The sequence below is a fragment of the Pantoea sp. SJZ147 genome (genome assembly GCF_007828605.1).
Taxonomy (GTDB): Bacteria; Pseudomonadota; Gammaproteobacteria; order Enterobacterales; family Enterobacteriaceae; genus Pantoea; species Pantoea allii.
The window spans coordinates 15,473-37,335 of sequence record NZ_VIVB01000010.1; the positions used below are offsets into that span (position 1 = coordinate 15,473).

The 21,863-nt window shown below is 52.2% G+C and carries 21 protein-coding genes; 20 read left to right on the plus strand and 1 reads right to left on the minus strand.

The genetic code is table 11. From position 1 onward, the window contains the following. The first annotated feature begins 3 nt into the window (after positions 1–3). The 16 genes from ovoA to glmS all read left to right on the plus strand — a co-directional run bounded on the left by ovoA (position 4) and on the right by glmS (position 17,451). Positions 4–2,142 (plus strand): 5-histidylcysteine sulfoxide synthase, encoded by a 2,139-nt coding sequence (ovoA, locus tag FBY13_RS15025; protein ID WP_186440823.1) that lies wholly within the window; start codon positions 4–6, stop codon positions 2,140–2,142. 104 nt (positions 2,143–2,246) lie between these two features. Beyond that, entirely contained in the window at positions 2,247–2,708 is a 462-nt protein-coding gene (gene asnC / locus FBY13_RS15030; protein WP_063877764.1) for a transcriptional regulator AsnC, read from the plus strand. Positions 2,709–2,863: 155 nt separating this feature from the next. After that, the gene (gene mioC, locus FBY13_RS15035; protein ID WP_063877765.1) at positions 2,864–3,304 is read left to right on the plus strand and encodes an FMN-binding protein MioC; all 441 of its coding nucleotides are present in this window, start codon (positions 2,864–2,866) and stop codon (positions 3,302–3,304) included. A gap of 432 nt (positions 3,305–3,736) precedes the next feature. After that, positions 3,737–5,626: a tRNA uridine-5-carboxymethylaminomethyl(34) synthesis enzyme MnmG gene (gene mnmG / locus FBY13_RS15040; protein ID WP_063877766.1), complete on the plus strand. Its 1,890-nt coding sequence runs from the start codon at positions 3,737–3,739 to the stop codon at positions 5,624–5,626. A gap of 47 nt (positions 5,627–5,673) precedes the next feature. Then, positions 5,674–6,309, plus strand: coding sequence for a 16S rRNA (guanine(527)-N(7))-methyltransferase RsmG (gene rsmG, locus FBY13_RS15045; RefSeq protein ID WP_145394535.1), 636 nt, complete (start codon positions 5,674–5,676; stop codon positions 6,307–6,309). A gap of 672 nt (positions 6,310–6,981) precedes the next feature. Next, positions 6,982–7,362, plus strand: a complete 381-nt coding sequence (gene atpI, locus FBY13_RS15050) for a F0F1 ATP synthase subunit I (RefSeq protein WP_063877768.1) — start codon at positions 6,982–6,984, stop codon at positions 7,360–7,362. A gap of 8 nt (positions 7,363–7,370) precedes the next feature. Continuing rightward, positions 7,371–8,189 (plus strand): F0F1 ATP synthase subunit A, encoded by an 819-nt coding sequence (gene atpB, locus FBY13_RS15055; protein WP_145394536.1) that lies wholly within the window; start codon positions 7,371–7,373, stop codon positions 8,187–8,189. Positions 8,190–8,237: 48 nt separating this feature from the next. Next, complete coding sequence (gene atpE, locus FBY13_RS15060) at positions 8,238–8,477, plus strand: F0F1 ATP synthase subunit C (RefSeq protein WP_003849523.1); 240 nt, start codon at positions 8,238–8,240, stop codon at positions 8,475–8,477. A gap of 103 nt (positions 8,478–8,580) precedes the next feature. Continuing rightward, the gene (atpF, locus tag FBY13_RS15065) at positions 8,581–9,051 is read left to right on the plus strand and encodes a F0F1 ATP synthase subunit B (protein WP_013023933.1); all 471 of its coding nucleotides are present in this window, start codon (positions 8,581–8,583) and stop codon (positions 9,049–9,051) included. 14 nt (positions 9,052–9,065) lie between these two features. After that, entirely contained in the window at positions 9,066–9,599 is a 534-nt protein-coding gene (gene atpH / locus FBY13_RS15070) for a F0F1 ATP synthase subunit delta (RefSeq protein ID WP_006121199.1), read from the plus strand. A gap of 14 nt (positions 9,600–9,613) precedes the next feature. After that, positions 9,614–11,155, plus strand: a complete 1,542-nt coding sequence (atpA, locus tag FBY13_RS15075; RefSeq protein ID WP_013023934.1) for a F0F1 ATP synthase subunit alpha — start codon at positions 9,614–9,616, stop codon at positions 11,153–11,155. A 52-nt stretch (positions 11,156–11,207) separates the two neighbouring features. Beyond that, the gene (atpG, locus tag FBY13_RS15080; protein ID WP_063877770.1) at positions 11,208–12,074 is read left to right on the plus strand and encodes a F0F1 ATP synthase subunit gamma; all 867 of its coding nucleotides are present in this window, start codon (positions 11,208–11,210) and stop codon (positions 12,072–12,074) included. A 30-nt stretch (positions 12,075–12,104) separates the two neighbouring features. Next, positions 12,105–13,502 (plus strand): F0F1 ATP synthase subunit beta, encoded by a 1,398-nt coding sequence (atpD, locus tag FBY13_RS15085; protein ID WP_063877771.1) that lies wholly within the window; start codon positions 12,105–12,107, stop codon positions 13,500–13,502. Between the two features lie 24 nt (positions 13,503–13,526). Then, positions 13,527–13,946, plus strand: coding sequence for a F0F1 ATP synthase subunit epsilon (locus FBY13_RS15090; protein ID WP_013023936.1), 420 nt, complete (start codon positions 13,527–13,529; stop codon positions 13,944–13,946). Positions 13,947–14,108: 162 nt separating this feature from the next. After that, positions 14,109–15,479: a bifunctional UDP-N-acetylglucosamine diphosphorylase/glucosamine-1-phosphate N-acetyltransferase GlmU gene (glmU, locus tag FBY13_RS15095; protein ID WP_145394537.1), complete on the plus strand. Its 1,371-nt coding sequence runs from the start codon at positions 14,109–14,111 to the stop codon at positions 15,477–15,479. Positions 15,480–15,621: 142 nt separating this feature from the next. Continuing rightward, positions 15,622–17,451, plus strand: coding sequence for a glutamine--fructose-6-phosphate transaminase (isomerizing) (gene glmS / locus FBY13_RS15100; RefSeq protein ID WP_145394538.1), 1,830 nt, complete (start codon positions 15,622–15,624; stop codon positions 17,449–17,451). A gap of 43 nt (positions 17,452–17,494) precedes the next feature. On the opposite strand, the gene FBY13_RS15105 is transcribed toward glmS, so the two are convergent. Next, on the minus strand, positions 17,495–17,878 hold the full coding sequence (locus tag FBY13_RS15105) for a hypothetical protein (protein ID WP_096012546.1): 384 nt from the start codon (positions 17,876–17,878) through the stop codon (positions 17,495–17,497). Positions 17,879–18,054: 176 nt separating this feature from the next. Here FBY13_RS15105 and pstS point away from each other — a divergent pair, with 176 nt between their 5' ends. From pstS to pstB, 4 genes are all read left to right on the plus strand, one after another. Then, entirely contained in the window at positions 18,055–19,098 is a 1,044-nt protein-coding gene (gene pstS / locus FBY13_RS15110) for a phosphate ABC transporter substrate-binding protein PstS (protein WP_096012547.1), read from the plus strand. An 86-nt stretch (positions 19,099–19,184) separates the two neighbouring features. Further along, complete coding sequence (gene pstC / locus FBY13_RS15115; protein ID WP_063877776.1) at positions 19,185–20,147, plus strand: phosphate ABC transporter permease PstC; 963 nt, start codon at positions 19,185–19,187, stop codon at positions 20,145–20,147. After that, the gene (pstA, locus tag FBY13_RS15120) at positions 20,144–21,034 is read left to right on the plus strand and encodes a phosphate ABC transporter permease PstA (RefSeq protein WP_096012548.1); all 891 of its coding nucleotides are present in this window, start codon (positions 20,144–20,146) and stop codon (positions 21,032–21,034) included. Before pstC ends, pstA begins: the two co-directional genes overlap by 4 nt. A 44-nt stretch (positions 21,035–21,078) precedes the next feature. Then, positions 21,079–21,852 (plus strand): phosphate ABC transporter ATP-binding protein PstB, encoded by a 774-nt coding sequence (gene pstB / locus FBY13_RS15125; RefSeq protein ID WP_013023943.1) that lies wholly within the window; start codon positions 21,079–21,081, stop codon positions 21,850–21,852. Positions 21,853–21,863: the final 11 nt, after the last annotated feature.

Genomic DNA, 21,863 nt, shown 5'->3' on the forward strand with positions numbered 1-21,863 from the left:
CCTGTGAATACCGTTCAACCCCATCGCGATTTACCTGCGCCGACCCGTACGCTGATGCTCTCTGGCCAAAATGTCGAACAAAAACGTGCAGAGCTGCTGGCTTACTTCAATCAGACCTGGGCGCTGTACGAAGACCTGTTTACCTGTCTTAACGATCAGCGCGCCTGGTTTACCAAAGCGATTCCCCTGCGCCATCCGCTGATTTTCTATTTCGGTCACACCGCCACCTTCTACATTAATAAGTTAATGGCGGGCCGTTACATCGATGACCGCATTGATGACCACATTGAAGCCATGCTGGCCATCGGCGTGGACGAAATGAGCTGGGATGACCTCAACGACAACCATTATGACTGGCCTACAGTGGAAGCCGTGCGCGACTATCGCGGCAGCGTAAAAGCATTAGTGACGCAATTTATTCAGGAGATGCCGCTTGAACTGCCCATTCGTTGGGACAGCCCGGCCTGGGTGATCCTTATGGGCATTGAGCATGAGCGAATCCACCTCGAAACCTCTAGCGTACTGATTCGTCAGTTGCCGGTTGAATGGGTGAAACCCCAGCCGCAGTGGCCTGCGTGTGCTGAAGCGCGCCATGACCGACAGTCAGTACCCGCGAATACGCTGGTTCCCCAGCCCGGCGGTCACATCACCCTTGGCAAGACAGATGAGACCTATGGTTGGGACAATGAATACGGTACTCAGCAAATTGAGCTAAAACCGTTTAAAGCCAGCAAAATGCTGGTCAGTAATGCAGAATTTTATGAGTTTGTGCAGGCTGGTGGCTATCGGGAAACCCGCTGGTGGGATGAAGAAGGTTTGGGCTGGCGTCAGTTTGCGCAGGCAGAGATGCCCACCTTCTGGGTGGGCGACGCTATGATGCCCGATCAGCTAAAACTCCGCCTGATGTGTGAAGAAATTTCCATGCCCTGGGACTGGCCAGCGGAAGTCAATCAGCTGGAAGCCGCTGCTTTCTGTCGCTGGAAAGCAGAAGAAACCGGTAAATCAGTGCAGCTACCCTGTGAGGCTGAATGGTACCAACTCCGTGGGCAGGTAGAAGGCGATCAGCCAGACTGGCAGCAGGCTCCGGGCAATATTAACCTGGCTTACTGGGCTTCTTCCTGCCCGGTCGATCGTTTCCCTCAGGGTGAGTTTTACGACATCGTAGGTAATGTCTGGCAATGGACAACGACGCCGATCAATGGTTTTGAGGGGTTTAAAGTCCATCCGCTGTATGACGATTTCTCTACGCCCACCTTTGATGGTAAGCACTCACTTATAAAAGGTGGAAGCTGGATTTCAACCGGCAATGAGGCGATCAAATCGTCACGTTATGCTTTCCGTCGCCACTTTTTCCAGCATGCCGGTTTCCGCTATGTGGTCTCCTCGCATCAGGAAACCATGGCGCTGAATCCCTATGAAACAGACAGCATGGTTTCGCAGTATCTCGATTTCCAGTACGGTCCGCGCTATTTCGGTGTCGATAACTACGCTGAGGCACTGGTCAAACTGGCACTGCCGCACAGTCAGAATCGAGGTGAAGCACTGGACATCGGTTGTGCAACCGGCCGCGCCAGTTTCGAGCTTGCCCGCCACTTTGAACATGTCACCGGGATGGATTATTCGGCGCGCTTTATCGATGTGGCGCTACAGCTTACGACCGGCGAAGATTTCCGATACGTGGTGCCAGAAGAAGGCGAGCTGGTGGAATATCGGCAGGTACGGCTCAAGGACTTTGATGTCAGTAACGAACAGGCGAAGCGTATTCAGTTTGTACAGGGCGATGCCTGTAATATGAAGCCTCAACCCGCGCGTTACGATCTGGTGCTGGCTTCGAACCTGATCGATCGTCTGCGTCAGCCGGCGCGCTTCCTTCAGGACGTAACACCGATGCTGCGTCCGGGTGGTGTCTTAGTGCTGTCATCGCCTTATACCTGGCTGGAAGAGTTTACACCGAAGGAAAACTGGCTGGGCGGCGTGCGTGAGAATGGCGAAGCCCTGACCACTCAGCAGGCGTTACAACGCCTGCTGGCCGCGGACTTCGAGCAAATCGGTTCTCCACAGGATGTGCCGTTTGTCATCCGTGAAACGGCCCGTAAGTTCCAGCACACGCTTGCTCAGGTGACGCTGTGGCGTAAGCGTTAAGATAACCGGCAGCGGCTGATGCCGCTGCCGGTGAGTTGCCAGTTTGATTATTTTGCTGCACATTCTCCTCAGTTCATTGAAGAAAAACGATAACGAGGATGACCATGCCCGAACATCTGCAACTGGATAATCTCGACCGGGGTATCCTGAATGCATTACTGGAAAATGCGCGCACCGCTTACGCCGAACTGGCAAAACAGTTCAATGTCAGCCCGGGAACCATTCACGTCCGTGTCGAAAAGATGAAGCAGGCAGGCATTATCCTGGGCACGCGGGTTGAGATCGATCCCCGCCAGCTGGGCTTTGATGTCTGCTGTTTTATCGGCATTATTCTTAAAAGCGCCCGTGATTACCCGTCGGCACTGAGCAAGCTGGAAGCCCTGGATGAAGTTGTTGAAGCCTGGTACACCACCGGGCACTACAGTATTTTCATCAAGGTAATGTGCCGATCTATTGATGCCCTGCAGCAGGTATTAATTAACAAGATCCAAACTATCGACGAAATTCAGTCAACGGAAACCCTGATTTCCCTGCAAAACCCCATCATGCGAACCATCAAGCCCTGATCTTTCCACCAGCTTGTGCACAATCTTATCCTTAGACGATCGGCCGCCTGACAACGGCTGCATCGACATCATCTAAACTAATAACCCTGTTTTCCACAGGTGGATCACCGCTTGATCACAGCGTACAATGCTTTCCTTGATCTCAGGAGAGCACGATGGCCGACATTACGTTAATCAGTGGCAGCACCTTAGGCAGCGCCGAATATGTTGCTGAACATCTCGAAGAAAAACTGCAGGAAGCGGGCTTCTCAACGCAGATGCTGCACGGCCCTGAGCTGCATGACGTGCCGCAACAGGGCATCTGGCTGGTGGTGAGTTCTACCCACGGTGCCGGAGAGTTGCCGGATAATCTGCAACCTTTTTATGAGGCCATTGATGAGAGCCGTCCCGATTTGTCAGCCGTGCGTTTTGGCGCAGTTGGCATCGGCAACCATGAATACGATCTGTTTTGTGGTGCAATACGCAATCTTGATGCCCTGTTAATTGCCTGTGGTGCACAGCGCATCGGTGAAAGGCTCGAAATTGATATTCTGGAACATGAGATCCCTGAAGATCCGGCTGAAGAGTGGGTGATGACCTGGAAAGACGCGATCTAAGCTGGTTGGGGATCGGGAAATAGCTACGATCCCCAGCAGAAGATACTGTTTTTCACACGATCCTGCCGTTTGTTTTGTGGATAACTACCCTGTTTAGTTGCGTATAACCGGTAGTTATCCAAAGAACAACCGGAGTTCACTTTGTGAGCTGTGGATAACAAGCCATTTTGATCCCAGCTTATACGGATCAGGATCACCGATCATTAACAGGTATCGATCCTCTCTATACGCTTGTTTACGCTGTGCTTTTCGCAGATATCCACAGGGAACCGCGATCCTAATAAGAGATCTAACAGAAAGATCATATAAAGAATTAAGATCTTTTCTTTTAATACCTGACGATCCCGCTGCTTTCACCTCAGCCATAATTTCAGTAGAATCCACGGCCCAGAGAGAACGATCTCTGACTATTCATCAACGAGGTACCACTTCATGTTTTATCAAGATCCTTTTGACGTCATCGTAATTGGTGGTGGTCATGCGGGCACGGAAGCTGCCATGGCAGCAGCCCGAATGGGTCAGCAAACCCTGTTACTGACCCATAACATCGATACGCTGGGACAAATGTCTTGTAATCCTGCAATCGGTGGAATTGGCAAAGGACATTTGGTAAAGGAAGTGGATGCCTTAGGCGGTTTGATGGCTGGAGCAATCGACCAGGCAGGTATTCAGTTTAGGATACTAAACGCGAGCAAAGGCCCTGCTGTACGGGCCACTCGTGCTCAGGCAGACCGCGTGCTCTATCGCCAGGCCGTGCGTAAAGCGCTGGAGAATCAGCCAAACCTGATGATCTTCCAGCAGGCCGTGGACGATCTCATCGTCGAAAACGATCGTGTCGTCGGTGCGGTAACCCAAATGGGCCTGAAATTCCGTGCCAAAACAGTCGTGTTAACCGTGGGAACCTTCCTCGACGGTAAAATTCATATCGGGCTGGATAACTACAGCGGTGGTCGTGCAGGTGATCCGCCGTCGATTCCTCTGGCAAAACGCCTGCGCGCTTTGCCACTGCGCGTTGACCGCCTGAAAACCGGTACACCGCCGCGCATTGATGCACGTAGCATCGATTTTAGCGTACTCGCCCCGCAGCATGGCGATAACCCGATGCCGGTATTCTCTTTCATGGGCAATGCCGGACAGCACCCCCAGCAGGTGCCGTGCTGGATGACCTACACCAATGAAAAAACACATGATGTGATCCGTAATAACCTCGATCGTAGCCCAATGTACGCCGGGATCATCGAAGGGATCGGTCCACGCTATTGTCCGTCGATCGAAGACAAAGTGATGCGCTTTGCCGATCGTAATTCACATCAGATCTTCCTTGAGCCTGAAGGGCTGACCAGCAATGAGATCTACCCTAACGGTATCTCTACCAGCCTGCCATTCGACGTACAGATGCAGATCGTTCGTTCTATGCAGGGTCTGGAAAATGCGACGATCGTGCGTCCGGGCTATGCCATTGAGTATGACTTCTTTGATCCACGCGATTTGAAACTCACGCTGGAAAGCAAATTTATCGACGGTCTGTTTTTTGCCGGTCAGATCAACGGCACCACAGGCTATGAAGAAGCCGCAGCACAAGGTTTGCTGGCTGGCCTTAATGCGGCACGCCAGTCTGCTGACAAAGAAGGTTGGGCGCCGCGTCGCGATCAGGCTTACCTGGGGGTTCTGGTCGACGACCTGTGCACGCTGGGTACCAAAGAGCCTTACCGCATGTTTACCTCGCGTGCGGAATATCGCCTGATGCTGCGCGAAGACAATGCTGATTTACGTTTGACGGAAACCGGCCGTGAACTTGGCCTGGTGGATGATGCGCGCTGGGCTCGTTTTAATCAGAAGCTGGAAGCCATTGAGCAGGAACGCCAGCGGTTGCGTGATATCTGGGTGCACCCCAAGTCAGAACATGTCGATGCGGTTAACGCCATTACCAGCTCGCCACTGACGAAAGAAGCCAGTGCGGAGGATCTGCTACGTCGTCCTGAAATGACCTACCTGAAGCTGATGGCGCTTGATGCGTTCGGTCCGGCTTTAGCGGATGATCAGGCTGCCGATCAGGTTGAAATCCAGGTTAAATACGAAGGCTACATTGCACGTCAGCAGGAAGAGATCGATCGTCAGCTGCGTAACGAAAATACGCTGTTGCCCGCGACGCTTGATTATCGCCAGGTCAGTGGCCTTTCAAATGAAGTTATCGCCAAGCTGAACGATCACAAACCGGTTTCTATCGGCCAGGCATCACGTATCTCAGGCATCACGCCTGCTGCCATCTCGATTTTACTTATTTACCTGAAAAAACAAGGTCTGCTGCGCAAAAGCGCCTGATCTGAACCGGGGCGGGTTATCTCGCCCCCGCTGACTGGACTGATGCTGTGATCAACAAACTCACTTCGCTGCTGCAAGCGGCTAACATTTCCCTCTCCGATCAACAAAAACAGCAACTGGTCGCTTATGTCGGGCTGCTGGATAAATGGAATAAAGCCTATAACCTGACCTCGGTGCGCGATCCTCAGCAGATGCTGATTCGCCATATCCTCGACAGTATCGTGGTGGCGCCTCATCTTGAGGGGGCACGCTTTATTGATGTCGGCACCGGTCCTGGTTTACCGGGCATTCCACTGGCCATCGTCATGCCGGATGCGCATTTCACCCTGCTGGACAGCCTGGGTAAGCGGGTACGATTTTTACGGCAGGTCCAACATGAGCTGGGGCTGACCAATATCGAACCGGTACAGAGCAGGGTAGAAGCGTTTCCTTCTGAGCCGCCCTTTGACGGCGTGATCAGCCGCGCCTTTGCTTCACTGGAGGATATGGTGAACTGGTGTCACCATTTGCCGGCGAAGAACGGCCGTTTTTATGCCCTGAAAGGGGTCCGGCCCGATGATGAAATTACCAGCCTGCCCGCAGGCTATTCGCTGGACAGGGTTATCTCGCTCCAGGTTCCACAGCTGGACGGTGAGCGTCATCTGGTTATTATTACACCGCCTGGAAGCGTTCAGGCACCGTGAAAGCCTGGCGTTTCATCGTGCCTGTGTTACCAAAGATGCGATAGTTTGAGGGGCGAGCCCGGCGATGTTGAGTGTCACATTGTTAAATTTCGCCCCGGAAATTATCTGAAAAACTTTTTCACATTTAACTTTTATTTCACAAAGTTTTATCAAAATAATCACTACTCCGCTGGGTATTAAACGCGTGCATCGCGATTAATCCTATTTAAGGGCAATAAAATTTTTGCATGAGTAATAGGCATTTTACGATTCTGAAGGTGACTTCGATGTCAATAGACCATTTTCATCGACAACAAAAATTATCAAGGACGTTTTTCTTTTTAACGTGATGATTATCAATGTTTTTATCCTTCATACCTTAGTTGGATAATGGCTCCTTAATAAAAGTTACCGTGGTGTGAATGCTTATTATGTGATCTAAAGCACGCTTTAAAATTGAGCCGCTGCAGAACTTTTCACAGCTTTATCCATAAACGGCTGCTCCGTATCTTTGGAAAAATAGTCATTCGGAAAGAAATTTAGATAATTGTTCACCTTTTCGTTACTTAACGATTGAAATCACAGGGACGGCCCGTATAATTTGCACGGCTTTTGCTACTTGACTCAAATGCACAAAGGCAGTCTTATACGACACGCGACATACCCCTAAAGGGGCAGGAGAGTATCAGCGCCATGTCAGTGTCTCTTTACAGTGTAAAATACGCCCGAACGGTGCTGATGATTCAGCTAGTGACCATTGTCATCGTCGGTGCACTCTTTGCCTTGAAAGATGTCACCTGGGGCAGCTCTGCTCTTGCTGGCGGGATGGCAGCCTGGCTGCCAAACGTGTTGTTCTTGTTTATAGCCTGGCGCCTGCAAGGGCAAACTCCGGCTTCGGGGCGCGTCGCGTGGAGCTTCGCTTTGGGTGAAATAGCCAAAGTGTTCGCGACCATTATTTTGCTCATTGTGGCGTTGGGCGTATTCGATGCGGTCTTTTGGCCGGTCGGGATCACCTGGTTATCGGTGCTGGTCGTTCAGATGTTGGCACCGGCGGTAATTAACAACAAAGGGTAAGAGGCATCATGGCTGCAGGAGAAATCTCTACTCCGCAAGAGTACATTGGTCACCACCTGACTCATCTTCAGTTGGACCTGCGTACCTTCGAGTTAGTGAATGCTCACGACGCTCCCGCGACGTTCTGGGTATTAAATATCGATTCCATGTTTTTCTCTCTGGTGCTGGGAGTTATCTTCCTGGTGTTGTTCCGTAGCGTGGCGAAAAGCGCCACCAGCGGTGTGCCAGGGAAAATGCAGGCGGCTATCGAACTGGTTGTCGGTTTCGTTGATAGCAACGTGCGCGACATGTATCACGGTAAGAGCAAACTTATCGCCCCGCTGGCTCTGACAATTTTTGTCTGGGTCTTTCTGATGAACTTCATGGATCTGCTGCCAATCGATTTGCTGCCCTATATTGGTGAGCACTGGTTGGAGTTACCGGCGCTGCGCGTGGTACCTTCTGCAGACGTGAACATCACGTTATCAATGGCGTTGGGCGTCTTTATTTTGATTCTGTTCTACAGCATCAAAATGAAAGGCATTGGCGGCTTCACGAAAGAGCTGACGCTGCAGCCTTTTAATCACCCGATCTTTATCCCCGTTAACCTTATTCTGGAAGGTGTTAGCCTGCTGTCCAAACCGGTTTCTCTCGGTCTGCGACTGTTCGGCAACATGTATGCGGGTGAACTGATCTTTATCCTTATTGCCGGTCTGTTGCCGTGGTGGTCACAGTGGATTCTGAATGTGCCTTGGGCCATTTTCCACATCCTGATTATTTCGCTACAGGCTTTCATCTTCATGGTCCTCACGATTGTCTATCTGTCGATGGCATCTGAAGAACATTGATTTTTTTCTCAACAATACGCGTTTAACTGAAACAAACTGGAGACTGTCATGGAAAACCTGAATATGGATCTGCTGTACATGGCTGCCGCTGTGATGATGGGCCTGGCGGCAATCGGTGCTGCGATCGGTATCGGCATCCTCGGAGGAAAATTCCTGGAAGGCGCTGCTCGTCAGCCTGACCTGATTCCTCTGCTGCGTACGCAGTTCTTTGTTGTAATGGGTCTGGTGGATGCAATCCCAATGATCGCTGTTGGTCTGGGCCTCTACGTGATGTTCGCTGTCGCCTAAAGCCCCCGTGTTCACTCCGCACCTGGTGTGAGAGTGAACGGATTCTGCCGTTTATCGTTGATAGCGGCAGAAAAGTTAAATACTTAATTAGAGGCATTGTGCTGTGAACATTAATGCAACAATCCTCGGCCAGGCCATCGCGTTCATCCTGTTTGTCGCGTTCTGCATGAAGTACGTATGGCCACCGATTATGGCTGCCATCGAAAAGCGCCAGAAAGAAATTGCTGAAGGCCTTGCTTCTGCTGAACGCGCGAAGAAAGATTTGGATCTCGCGCAGGCTAATGCGACCGACCAGCTGAAAAAAGCGAAAGAGGAAGCTCAGGTCATTATCGAGCAGGCGAACAAGCGTCGCACGCAGATTCTGGACGAAGCCAAGACTGAAGCTGATAACGAACGCACTCGCATTGTTGCACAAGCGCAGGCCGAAATTGACGCCGAACGCAAACGTGCACGTGAAGAACTGCGTAAGCAAGTCGCGTTGCTGGCTATGGCTGGTGCCGAGAAGATCATCGAACGTTCCGTGGATGAAGCTGCTAACAGCGACATCGTTGATAAACTGGTCGCTGAACTGTAAGGAGGGAGGGGCTGATGTCTGATCTGATTACTGTAGCTCGCCCCTACGCCAAAGCAGCTTTTGACTTTGCTGTTGAGCATCAAAGTATTGAACGCTGGCAAAAGATGCTGGCGTTTGCCGCAGAAGTGGCTGCCAATGAACAGATGGCCGACCTGCTTTCTGGTGCTTTAGCACCTGAAGCACTGGCTGCCTCGTTTAATGCAGTCTGTGGTGATCAACTGGATGAACCCGCACAGAACCTGATTAAGGTGATGGCGGAAAACGGACGTTTGACAGCGCTTCCGGCTGTTCTGGCGCAATTCATTCAACTGCGAGACGCTTATGAAGCGACTGCCGAAGTGGATGTTATTTCTGCCAGCACGCTGAGTGACGACCAGCTGACTAAAATCAGCGCCGCGATGGAAAAACGTCTGTCACGCAAAGTTAAGCTGAATTGCAAAATTGATAAGTCTGTGATGGCAGGCGTGATCATCCGTTCGGGTGATCTGGTTATTGATGGCAGCGTACGCGGCCGTCTTGACCGTCTGGCTGACGTCTTGCAGTCTTAAGGGGACTGGAGCATATGCAACTGAATTCCACCGAAATCAGCGAACTGATCAAGCAGCGCATTGCTCAGTTCAATGTCGTGAGTGAAGCTCACAACGAAGGTACTATTGTTTCTGTAAGTGACGGTATCATCCGCGTACACGGCCTGGCCGATGTTATGCAGGGTGAGATGATTTCCCTGCCGGGAAACCGTTACGCTATCGCCCTGAACCTCGAGCGTGACTCTGTAGGTGCGGTGGTGATGGGTCCGTATGCTGACCTGGCCGAAGGCATGAAGGTCAAGTGTACTGGCCGTATTCTTGAAGTACCGGTTGGCCGTGGCCTGCTGGGCCGCGTGGTGAACACCCTGGGTGCACCTATCGACGGTAAAGGCGCAATCGACAACGACGGCTTCTCGCCAGTTGAAGTCATTGCACCTGGTGTTATCGACCGTCAGTCTGTCGACCAGCCTGTTCAGACCGGTTACAAATCTGTCGATGCGATGATTCCAATCGGCCGTGGCCAGCGTGAGCTGATCATCGGTGACCGTCAGACCGGTAAAACCGCAATGGCAATCGACGCCATCATCAACCAGCGCGATTCAGGCATCAAATGTGTCTACGTTGCGATTGGTCAGAAAGCGTCAACCATTTCCAACGTGGTTCGTAAACTGGAAGAGCACGGTGCGCTGGCTAACACCATCGTCGTCGTTGCGTCTGCGTCTGAGTCTGCTGCACTGCAGTATCTGGCTCCGTATGCAGGTTGCGCCATGGGCGAATACTTCCGTGACCGCGGTGAAGATGCGCTGATCGTATACGATGACCTGTCTAAACAGGCTGTTGCTTACCGTCAGATTTCTCTGCTGCTGCGCCGTCCACCAGGCCGTGAAGCTTTCCCAGGCGACGTGTTCTATCTCCACTCTCGTCTGCTGGAGCGTGCATCACGCGTGAGCGCTGACTACGTTGAGCGCTTCACTAATGGTGAAGTGAAAGGCCAGACCGGTTCTCTGACCGCGCTGCCAATCATCGAAACTCAGGCGGGTGACGTTTCTGCGTTCGTTCCGACCAACGTAATCTCGATTACTGATGGTCAGATCTTCCTGGAATCTAACCTGTTCAACTCCGGTATCCGTCCGGCTGTTAACCCGGGTATCTCTGTATCCCGTGTTGGTGGTGCTGCACAGACCAAGATCATCAAGAAACTGTCCGGTGGTATTCGTACCGCGCTGGCACAGTATCGTGAACTGGCAGCATTCTCCCAGTTCGCTTCTGATCTGGACGATGCAACCCGTAAACAGCTGAGCCACGGTCAGAAAGTGACCGAGCTGCTGAAGCAGAAACAGTATGCGCCGATGTCTGTCGCGCAGCAGGGTCTGGTTCTTTTCGCAGCGGAACGCGGCTATCTGAACGACGTTGAGCTGGCAAAAATTGGTAGCTTCGAAGCTGCTCTGCTGGCGTTCGCAGATCGCGATCACGCCGAGCTGATGGCTGAAATCAACCAGTCTGGTAACTTCAATAACGACATCGAAGAGAAGCTGAAAGGCCTCCTCGAGACGTTTAAAGCAACCCAGTCCTGGTAATGTCTGGCGGCTTGTCTGAAAAGGCAGGCCGCAAGGCTTTGAGGAGAAGCTAATGGCCGGCGCAAAAGAAATACGTACCAAGATCGGAAGCGTAAAAAATACGCAGAAGATCACCAAAGCGATGGAAATGGTCGCCGCCTCCAAAATGCGTAAAACGCAGGAACGCATGGCGGCCAGCCGTCCTTATGCAGATACCATGCGCAAAGTGATTGGTCACCTTGCGTTAGGTAATCTGGAATACAAGCACCCTTACCTGGATGAGCGCGACGTTAAGCGCGTCGGCTACCTGGTCGTTTCGACTGACCGCGGGCTTTGTGGTGGTTTGAACATTAACCTGTTCAAAAAATTGCTGGCAGAGATGAAGGCCTGGTCCGACAAAGGCGTCCAGAGCGATCTGGCGATTGTGGGATCGAAAGGCGTGTCATTCTTCGGCGCTGTTGGTGGCAACGTTGTGGCACAGGTCACTGGCATGGGCGATAAGCCTGCGCTCTCTGATCTTATCGGCCCGGTAAAAGTGATGTTGCAGGCCTATGATGAAGGCCGCATCGACAAGCTGTACATTGTCAGCAATAAGTTCAACAACACCATGTCTCAGACTCCGACCATTACCCAACTGCTGCCGTTACCGCCAGCGGAAGGTGAAGAAGAGATGAAGGCGAAGACCTGGGATTACCTGTACGAGCCCGATCCGAAAGCGCTGCTGGATACTCTGCTGCGTCGCTATGTCGAATCGCAGGTTTATCAGGGTGTGGTGGAAAACCTGGCCAGTGAGCAGGCCGCACGTATGGTGGCAATGAAAGCTGCAACCGATAACGGCGGAAATCTGATCAAAGAGCTGCAGTTGGTTTACAACAAAGCTCGTCAGGCCAGCATCACCCAGGAACTTACCGAGATCGTCTCGGGAGCCTCCGCGGTTTAACCAGGTTTGGAATTAGGTAGAGGATTCAAGATGGCAGCTGGAAAGATTGTCCAGATTATCGGCGCCGTAGTTGACGTCGAATTCCCTCAGGATGCAGTACCGCAAGTGTACAGCGCTCTTGAGGTTATGAATGGTGATGCTCGTCTGGTGCTGGAAGTTCAGCAGCAGCTGGGTGGTGGCGTGGTTCGTACCATCGCCATGGGTACTTCTGACGGCCTGAAGCGCGGTCTGAACGTCACCGACCTGAAAAAACCGATCCAGGTACCGGTTGGTAAAGCAACCCTCGGCCGTATCATGAACGTGCTGGGCGAGCCTATCGACATGAAAGGCGACCTGAAAGAAGAAGACGGCAGCGTCGTAGAGGTTTCCTCTATTCACCGCCCTGCGCCTTCTTATGAAGATCAGTCTAACTCGCAGGAACTGCTGGAAACCGGCATCAAGGTTATCGACCTGATGTGTCCGTTCGCTAAGGGCGGTAAAGTCGGTCTGTTCGGTGGTGCGGGTGTAGGTAAAACCGTAAACATGATGGAGCTTATCCGTAACATCGCGGCTGAGCACTCAGGTTATTCGGTCTTTGCTGGCGTGGGTGAACGTACTCGTGAGGGTAACGACTTCTACCACGAAATGACTGACTCCAACGTTATCGATAAAGTCGCGCTGGTGTATGGCCAGATGAACGAGCCGCCGGGTAACCGTCTGCGCGTGGCGCTGACCGGTCTGACCATGGCGGAGAAATTCCGTGATGAAGGCCGTGACGTTCTACTGTTCATCGACAACATCTACCGTTATACCCTGGCCGGTACGGAAGTATCAGCACTGCTGGGTCGTATGCCATCTGCGGTAGGTTATCAGCCAACGCTGGCAGAAGAGATGGGTGTGTTGCAGGAGCGTATTACCTCCACCAAGACAGGTTCAATCACCTCCGTACAGGCCGTTTACGTGCCAGCGGATGACTTGACTGACCCGTCACCAGCAACCACCTTTGCTCACTTAGACTCAACAGTCACCCTGAGCCGTCAGATCGCCTCTCTGGGTATCTACCCGGCAGTTGATCCGCTGGACTCCACCAGCCGTCAGCTGGACCCATTAGTTGTGGGTCAGGAGCACTATGACGTTGCACGTGGCGTACAGTCACTGCTGCAGCGTTATCAGGAACTGAAAGACATCATCGCCATCCTGGGTATGGACGAACTGTCTGAAGAAGACAAACTGCTGGTGGCACGTGCGCGTAAGATCCAGCGCTTCCTGTCTCAGCCGTTCTTCGTAGCAGAAGTGTTCACCGGTTCTCCAGGTAAATACGTGACGCTGAAAGACACCATCCGTGGCTTTAAAGGCATCATGGAAGGTGAATTTGACCACCTGCCAGAGCAGGCCTTCTACATGGTTGGCGCCATCGAAGAAGCGGTCGAAAAAGCGAAGAAACTGTAATAACGGTTTCCCAGGAGGAAAATTATGGCTATGACTTATCACCTGGATGTTGTCAGCGCAGAGAGCCAACTGTTCTCTGGTCTGGTGCAGAAAATTCAGGTGTCAGGTAGCGAAGGTGAACTGGGAATTTTTCCTGGTCACGCCCCGCTGCTGACTGCCATTAAGCCTGGAATGATCCGTATCGTGAAACAGCACGGCGAAGAGGAGTTTATTTACCTCTCTGGCGGCGTGCTGGAAGTGCAGCCTGGCAGCACCACTGTTCTGGCCGATACCGCGATCCGCGGTACCGATCTGGATGAAGCGCGTGCGCTGGAAGCAAAACGTAAAGCAGAAGAGCATATGAACAGCAGCCACGGCGACGTGGACTACGCTCAGGCCTCTGCGGAGCTGGCGAAAGCCATTGCGAAACTGCGCGTGATCGAGCTGACCAAAAAAGCGATGTAATCCGGCTTTATGCGTCACGAAATGCCAGCCCTTTGGGTTGGCATTTTTTTTTGCCTGCCGTAGGGGTAACAAGATTCAGGCTAATTTCGGGACAAGAAAAATGTAGTAATCTCAGTGCTAAATCGTTTAACTTTCTTCAGTCTACAATCAGTCAGGATGGATATGTCTAACAGTGCGATGAGCGTGGTAATTCTTGCCGCTGGCAAGGGCACCCGTATGTATTCCGATCTGCCAAAAGTGTTGCATACGCTGGCAGGTAAACCGATGGTTCAGCACGTGATTGATGCCGCAAAAGGGCTGGGTGCACAGCAGGTGCACCTGGTATACGGACACGGCGGCGATCAACTGAAAGCAACGTTAACTGACAGCGCAGTCAACTGGGTGCTGCAGGCAGAACAACTGGGTACGGGTCATGCTATGCAGCAGGCGGCCCCGCACTTTGCTGATGACGAAGACATCATGATGCTCTATGGTGACGTTCCGCTGATTTCTGAAGCCACCTTACAGCGTTTGCGCGAGGCTAAACCCGCGGGCGGTATCGGATTATTAACGGTTGTACTGGATGACCCGACAGGTTACGGCCGCATCGTGCGTGAAAATGGCACCATCGTCGGTATTGTTGAGCAAAAAGATGCTAACCCTTCTCAACTGGCTATCAATGAAATTAATACCGGTATTCTGATCGCCAACGGCGGTGATCTTAAGCGCTGGCTGTCCAGGCTAAATAACAATAATGCCCAAGGCGAGTATTACATTACCGACATCATCGCATTAGCGCACGGTGAAGGTCGGGTAATTAATGCCGTCCATCCGGCCCGCAATAGCGAAACTGACGGCGTCAACAATCGCCTGCAACTGGCTACGCTTGAGCGTACTTATCAACACGAGCAGGCTGAAAAACTGCTGTTGGCTGGCGTTATGCTTCGCGATCCTGCACGTTTCGACCTGCGAGGAACGCTGCAGCATGGTCGGGATATTGAAATTGATACCAACGTCATTATTGAAGGCCAGGTGACGCTGGGCAACCGGGTTAAAATTGGCGCGGGCTGTATTATCAAAAACAGCGTTATCGGGGATGACTGTGATATCAGCCCTTATTCGGTGATCGAGGATGCAAATCTGGCCACTGACTGTACCGTAGGACCATTCGCGCGTCTGCGCCCGGGTAGTGAACTGGCTCAGGCTGCGCACGTGGGCAATTTTGTTGAGATGAAGAAAGCGCGTCTCGGCAAAGGGTCCAAAGCGGGTCACCTCTCTTACCTTGGCGATGCTGAGATTGGTGCCAATGTGAACATTGGCGCCGGGACAATCACCTGTAATTACGATGGTGCCAACAAATTTAAAACGATCATTGGCGATAACGTCTTTGTGGGATCGGACACGCAACTCGTTGCGCCGGTCACCGTGGCGGCAGGCGCAACGATTGCGGCAGGTACCACGGTGATGAAAGATATTTCCGGCGCTGATCTGGTCTATAACCGTAAAGAGCAGAATCACAAAGCCGACTGGCAGCGTCCGCAGAAGAAAAAATAATTTTTACGGCCCGTATTAACGGGCCGCTGTAGTACCAAAACTATAATCCCCACTCTCTACAAGGCTCGGGGAACCGGCAAAGCCGGACTATCAGGTCATATGACAACGCAATGGCTTAACGCCATGAAGTCAGGAAATAACTATGTGTGGAATTGTTGGTGCAGTAGCACAACGTGATATCGCAGAAATTTTATTAGAAGGTTTACGCCGCCTGGAATACCGCGGTTATGACTCAGCCGGTCTGGCCGTCGTCGATCAGCAGGGGCACATAACGCGCCTACGTCGCCTGGGTAAGGTGCAGATGCTGGCTGCTGCCGCAGAAGAACAGCCCCTGGTGGGTGGAACCGGTATTGCCCACACGCGCTGGGCAACGCATGGCGAGCCCTCAGAAGCCAACGCGCACCCGCACGTTTCTGAGCACATCGTTATCGTACATAACGGCATCATCGAAAACCATGAGCCTCTTCGCGAAGCGCTGATGGCTCAGGGTTATCACTTTGCCTCAGAAACCGATACTGAAGTCGTGGCGCATCTGGTCCATCTGGAACAGAAACAAGGTGGCTCGTTGCGTGAAGTCGTGCAGCGCGTGATCCCTCAACTGCGCGGTGCTTATGGCATGGTGATCATGGACAGCCGCGATCCGTCGCTGCTGGTAGCGGCCCGTTCCGGTAGTCCGTTGGTCATTGGGCGCGGTGTGGGCGAAAACTTTATCGCGTCTGACCAACTGGCACTGCTACCGGTCACCCGTCGCTTCATCTATCTGGAAGAGGGCGATATCGCTGAAGTGAGTCGCCGTGATGTCACCATTATTGATGATGCCGGTAACCAGGTCCGTCGCGAAGAGATCGAATCCAGCGTGCAGTACGATGCCGGTGACAAAGGCCTGTATCGTCACTACATGCAGAAAGAGATTTACGAGCAGCCTAACGCGATTAAAAACACCTTAACCGGTCGTTTTAACCACGGCGAAGTGGATCTCAGCGAGCTCGGCCCGCATGCAGAAACGCTGCTCAGTAAAGTTGAGCATATCCAGATCATTGCCTGCGGTACGTCTTATAACTCAGGCATGGTTTCACGCTACTGGTTTGAAGCACTGGCTAATCTCCCTTGTGATGTCGAAATCGCGTCTGAATTCCGCTATCGCAAATCGGCGGTGCGTAAAAACAGCCTGCTGATTACGCTGTCTCAGTCGGGTGAAACTGCGGATACGCTGGCTGCGTTGCGCCTGTCAAAAGAGCTGGGTTATCTGGGATCGCTGGCTATCTGTAACGTCGCCGGTTCGTCCCTGGTACGAGAATCTGACCTGGCGCTGATGACCAAAGCGGGCACGGAAATTGGTGTCGCGTCGACCAAAGCCTTTACCACCCAGCTTACCGTGCTGCTGATGCTGGTGGCAAAACTGGGTCGCCTGAACGGTATGCCAGCGGAAAAAGAGCATGAGATTGTTCATGGTCTGCAGGCACTGCCAAGCCGCATTGAACAAATGCTGGCGCAGGATAAGCTGATTGAAGATCTGGCAGAAGATTTCTCTGATAAACATCATGCGCTGTTCCTGGGCCGTGGCGATCAATATCCGATTGCGATGGAAGGCGCGCTGAAGTTAAAAGAGATCTCTTATATTCATGCCGAGGCTTATGCTGCTGGTGAGCTCAAACACGGGCCGCTGGCGCTGATTGATGCCGATATGCCGGTTATCGTCGTGGCACCGAATAACGAGCTGTTAGAGAAGCTGAAATCGAATATCGAAGAAGTGCGCGCGCGCGGCGGTCTGCTGTACGTGTTTGCTGATGAAGATGCTGGTTTTAGCGACAGCGATGGAATGAAGATCATTCCCCTGCCGCACGTGGAAGAAGCGATTGCGCCTATCTTCTATACCGTGCCGCTGCAGCTGCTCTCCTATCACGTGGCCCTGATTAAAGGGACCGATGTGGATCAGCCGCGTAATCTGGCGAAATCGGTGACGGTCGAGTAATGCGTATTACGCGTGAATCCCTGGCGGGATTCACGCGTTTCTTTTATTTAATTTTGCTGCTGACTTGCTCAAGTGCGCGCTGCTGATCGCTGATTTTGCGGTTAGCCTCATCGAGTGAACGTTGCAGGTTAGTGATCACATCTTCATTTTTGCTTAGCTTTTGTGAGAGCGTATTGAGGGTATCAGTCTGGTTTTCTTGCGTTTTTATTAACGCTTGTACTTGCTTCTTCGTTTCACTCACATCCTCAGCATTGACAGACGCTTGTCTGACCGCGCCACTACTGTCAATTGTGGCCAGAGTGCCTCTGTTATCTGTCATTGCAAAAGATTCATTCGAATGAATCTGCGGTACGTCGTACGCATGGGCGCTGGCCAGCGTACAGAGGAGGACAACATTGCATACCAGAAGCTTCTTCATAAATGTCATTGAACATGTCCTTTTCAATAGTGGGCTTGTAAAAATGAGCAATAATTGTGTCTGTCATATAACTGTAATATTAACTACATTTTTCTGTCACTAAACTGTCCTATTTTCCCTCCTGCAGCAATCACTGACTCTTACTAAAAAGGCATTGAGCCTGAATTTTCTCCCCTGGAGGGAACATGACACTGATGCGTAGCACCGTAGCCCGAATCCTTGCCGCCTCTTTTGCCGTTAGCGCGGTTTCTGCCTTTGCAGCCACCGATCTGACGGGTGCGGGCGGGACTTTCCCGGCGCCGGTTTATGCCAAGTGGGCAGCAGAATATCAGCAAGCCACCGGTAGCAAAATCAACTATCAGGGCATTGGTTCATCTGGCGGTGTAAAACAAATTATCGCCAAAACCGTTGATTTCGGTGCGTCTGATGCGCCTATGAAAGACGAAGATTTGCAGAAAAATGGCCTGTTTCAGTTCCCAACCGTGATCGGTGGTGTGGTGCTGGCGGTTAACCTGCCGGGCATTAAATCAGGTCAACTGACGCTGGACGGTAAAACCGTTGGCGACATCTATCTGGGTAACATCAAAAAGTGGAACGATCCTGCGATTGTTAAACTGAACCCAGGCGTGAAACTGCCAGACACTAACATCAACGTGGTACGCCGCGCGGATGGTTCCGGTACCTCTTTCGTGTTCACCAGCTATCTGGCAAAAGTGAACGAAGAGTGGAACAGCAAAATTGGTAAGGGCAACACTGTTAACTGGCCAACCGGTCTGGGCGGTAAAGGTAACGACGGCGTCGCCGCCTTCGTACAGCGTCTGCCAGGCTCAATCGGCTACGTTGAATATGCTTATGCCAAACAAAATAATCTGACCTACACCAAGCTGGTGGATGCGGATGGTAAAGCGGTTGCGCCAAGCGAAACCAGCTTCTCTAACGCGGCGAAAGGCGCGGACTGGAGCAAATCTTTTGCTCAGGACCTGACTTTCCAGAAAGGCAACGACGCATGGCCAATCACCTCAACCACGTTTATCCTGATTTACAAAGACCAGGCTAACGCGGCGAAAGGTGCCGAAGTGCTGAAATTCTTCGACTGGGCTTACAAAGACGGCGGCAAAACGGCAAACGCGCTGGATTATGCCACCCTGCCTGACAGCGTAGTTCAGCAGATCCGCGCTGCATGGAAAGCCAATATCAAAGACAGTTCAGGTAAAGCGCTTTATAAGTAAGTGAATGACCCTGGCCAGACCTACGTCTGGTCAGCCTTCAGGGGCGGCGTCTGCCGCCCTGATAACTTCTGAGGACTGAGACTTCTATGGCTGCAACGAAGTCGGCATTCAAAGCCCCAGGCAAGCAAGGCGACAGAATTTTCGGTGCACTGGTAAAACTCGCTGCGCTGATCGTTCTGTTACTGATGGGCGGCATCATCGTCTCCCTGATCTTCTCTTCCTGGCCAAGCATACAGAAATTTGGTTTCGCGTTTTTGTGGACCAAAACCTGGGACGCCCCTAACGAACAATTTGGTGCGCTGGTACCGATTTACGGTACGCTCGTCACCTCAATTATTGCCCTGATTATTGCGGTACCGGTCAGTTTCGGTATTGCGCTTTTCCTTACTGAACTCGCACCAGGCTGGTTACGTCGTCCACTGGGTACCGCCATTGAGCTGTTAGCGGCGATCCCCAGCATTGTTTACGGCATGTGGGGCTTATTTGTTTTTGCGCCACTGTTCGCACAGTACTTCCAGACGCCGGTTGGCGATGTGATGTCGGGCATTCCTGTCATTGGCGAGCTGTTTTCTGGCCCCGCATTTGGTATCGGTATCCTGGCCGCAGGCGTTATTCTGGCCATCATGATCATCCCGTATATCGCCTCGGTAATGCGTGATGTGTTTGAACAGACGCCGGTGATGATGAAAGAGTCGGCTTACGGCATTGGCTGCACGACCTGGGAAGTGATTTGGCGCATTGTTCTGCCCTTCACCAAAAATGGGGTGATCGGCGGTGTCATGCTCGGTCTGGGACGTGCACTGGGTGAAACCATGGCCGTGACCTTTATTATCGGTAACACCTACCAGTTAGACAGCGCCTCGCTGTTTATGCCTGGCAACAGTATCACCTCAGCGCTGGCGAACGAATTCGCTGAAGCAGAATCAGGCGTACACGTTGCGGCTCTGATGGAGCTGGGCCTGATTCTGTTTGTTATCACCTTTATCGTGCTGGCGATTTCAAAGTTAATGATTATGCGGCTGGCCAAAAGTGAAGGAACGCGATCATGACAACGATGGAAGTGCAGGCTCGCGCAGAACTGGAAGCGTCACGTCGTAAGATGCAGTCATGGCGCAGTACCAAGAATAAAATTGCGCTGACGATGTCGTTACTGACCATGGCTTTTGGCCTGTTCTGGTTAGTGTGGATTCTGTTTACTACGGTAAGCCGTGGCATCGATGGTTTGTCATGGTCGCTGTTTACGGAGTCCACTCCGCCGCCAAACACCGCGGGTGGTGGCTTAGCCAACGCCCTGGCAGGAAGTGGTTTACTGATTTTCTGGTCTACCTTCTTCGGTACGCCGCTGGGCATTATGGCCGGCGTTTATCTGGCGGAATACGGACGCAAATCAGCACTGGCAGAAGTGATTCGTTTTATTAATGACATTCTGCTGTCAGCACCGTCAATTGTGGTTGGCCTGTTTGTCTACACCATCGTCGTGGCGCAAATGCACCACTTCTCCGGCTGGGCGGGCGTGATTGCGCTGGCGCTGCTGCAGGTTCCGATAGTGATTCGAACCACGGAAAACATGTTGCGACTGGTACCAGACAGCATGCGCGAAGCCGCCTATGCGTTGGGTACGCCGAAATGGAAGATGATCTCGGCTATTACGCTTAAAGCGTCGGTTTCCGGCATCATCACCGGTGTGCTGTTAGCGATTGCCCGTATCGCCGGTGAAACCGCGCCGCTGCTGTTTACTGCGCTGTCGAATCAGTTCTGGAGCACCGACATGATGCAGCCCGTGGCTAACCTCCCGGTCACCATATTTAAATTCGCCATGAGCCCGTTTGCCGAGTGGCAAAATCTGGCCTGGGCTGGCGTACTGATTATTACCCTGTGCGTGCTGCTGCTGAATATCGTAGCAAGAGTTGTTTTCGCCAAGGGCAAACACGGTTAACTACCGACACTGCCCTGCGCGGTGTTGATTAAGAGAGAAAAACAATGAGTACTGCGACTGCATCAGCCGGAAAAATCGAGGTTCGTAATCTGAATTTCTATTACGGCAAGTTTCACGCTCTGAAAAATATCAACCTGGATATTGCTAAAAACCAGGTCACGGCGTTTATTGGGCCATCAGGCTGTGGTAAGTCCACCCTGCTGCGCACTTTCAACAAAATGTATTCGCTCTATCCGGATCAGCGAGCAGAGGGTGATATTCTGCTGGATGGCGACAATATTCTGGCGTCGCATCAGGATATCGCACTGTTGCGCGCCCGGGTTGGCATGGTATTCCAGAAGCCGACGCCTTTCCCGATGTCGATTTATGACAATATCGCTTTCGGCGTGCGCCTGTTCGAGAAGCTGTCTCGTGCCGACATGGATGAGCGCGTGCAGTGGGCGCTGACCAAAGCGGCCCTGTGGAACGAAACCAAAGACAAGCTGCACCAGAGTGGCTACAGCCTGTCTGGTGGACAGCAGCAGCGTCTGTGCATTGCCCGCGGCATTGCTATCCGCCCGGAAGTGCTGCTGCTGGATGAGCCATGCTCTGCACTGGACCCCATTTCTACCGGACGTATCGAAGAATTAATTACCGAACTGAAGCAGGATTACACGGTGGTGATCGTGACCCATAACATGCAGCAGGCTGCACGTTGTTCCGATCACACGGCGTTTATGTATCTGGGCGAACTGATTGAGTTCAGCGACACTGACACGCTGTTCACCAAGCCGGCACAGAAACAAACAGAAGACTACATCACAGGTCGCTACGGCTGATTCGACAGGAG

Excerpts from the sequence above, each read along its gene's own strand:
- atpD (WP_063877771.1), top strand. The coding sequence starts at position 12,105 with ATGGCAGCTGGAAAGATTGTCCAGATTATCGGCGCCGTAGTTGACGTC.
- atpG (WP_063877770.1), top strand. The coding sequence starts at position 11,208 with ATGGCCGGCGCAAAAGAAATACGTACCAAGATCGGAAGCGTAAAAAAT.
- FBY13_RS15105 (WP_096012546.1), bottom strand. The coding sequence starts at position 17,878 with ATGACATTTATGAAGAAGCTTCTGGTATGCAATGTTGTCCTCCTCTGT.
- atpB (WP_145394536.1), top strand. The coding sequence starts at position 7,371 with ATGGCTGCAGGAGAAATCTCTACTCCGCAAGAGTACATTGGTCACCAC.
- asnC (WP_063877764.1), top strand. The coding sequence starts at position 2,247 with ATGCCCGAACATCTGCAACTGGATAATCTCGACCGGGGTATCCTGAAT.
- pstC (WP_063877776.1), top strand. The coding sequence starts at position 19,185 with ATGGCTGCAACGAAGTCGGCATTCAAAGCCCCAGGCAAGCAAGGCGAC.
- mioC (WP_063877765.1), top strand. The coding sequence starts at position 2,864 with ATGGCCGACATTACGTTAATCAGTGGCAGCACCTTAGGCAGCGCCGAA.
- atpH (WP_006121199.1), top strand. The coding sequence starts at position 9,066 with ATGTCTGATCTGATTACTGTAGCTCGCCCCTACGCCAAAGCAGCTTTT.
- glmU (WP_145394537.1), top strand. The coding sequence starts at position 14,109 with ATGTCTAACAGTGCGATGAGCGTGGTAATTCTTGCCGCTGGCAAGGGC.
- atpE (WP_003849523.1), top strand. The coding sequence starts at position 8,238 with ATGGAAAACCTGAATATGGATCTGCTGTACATGGCTGCCGCTGTGATG.
- atpI (WP_063877768.1), top strand. The coding sequence starts at position 6,982 with ATGTCAGTGTCTCTTTACAGTGTAAAATACGCCCGAACGGTGCTGATG.
- glmS (WP_145394538.1), top strand. The coding sequence starts at position 15,622 with ATGTGTGGAATTGTTGGTGCAGTAGCACAACGTGATATCGCAGAAATT.
- mnmG (WP_063877766.1), top strand. The coding sequence starts at position 3,737 with ATGTTTTATCAAGATCCTTTTGACGTCATCGTAATTGGTGGTGGTCAT.
- pstS (WP_096012547.1), top strand. The coding sequence starts at position 18,055 with ATGACACTGATGCGTAGCACCGTAGCCCGAATCCTTGCCGCCTCTTTT.
- pstA (WP_096012548.1), top strand. The coding sequence starts at position 20,144 with ATGACAACGATGGAAGTGCAGGCTCGCGCAGAACTGGAAGCGTCACGT.
- atpA (WP_013023934.1), top strand. The coding sequence starts at position 9,614 with ATGCAACTGAATTCCACCGAAATCAGCGAACTGATCAAGCAGCGCATT.
- pstB (WP_013023943.1), top strand. The coding sequence starts at position 21,079 with ATGAGTACTGCGACTGCATCAGCCGGAAAAATCGAGGTTCGTAATCTG.
- FBY13_RS15090 (WP_013023936.1), top strand. The coding sequence starts at position 13,527 with ATGGCTATGACTTATCACCTGGATGTTGTCAGCGCAGAGAGCCAACTG.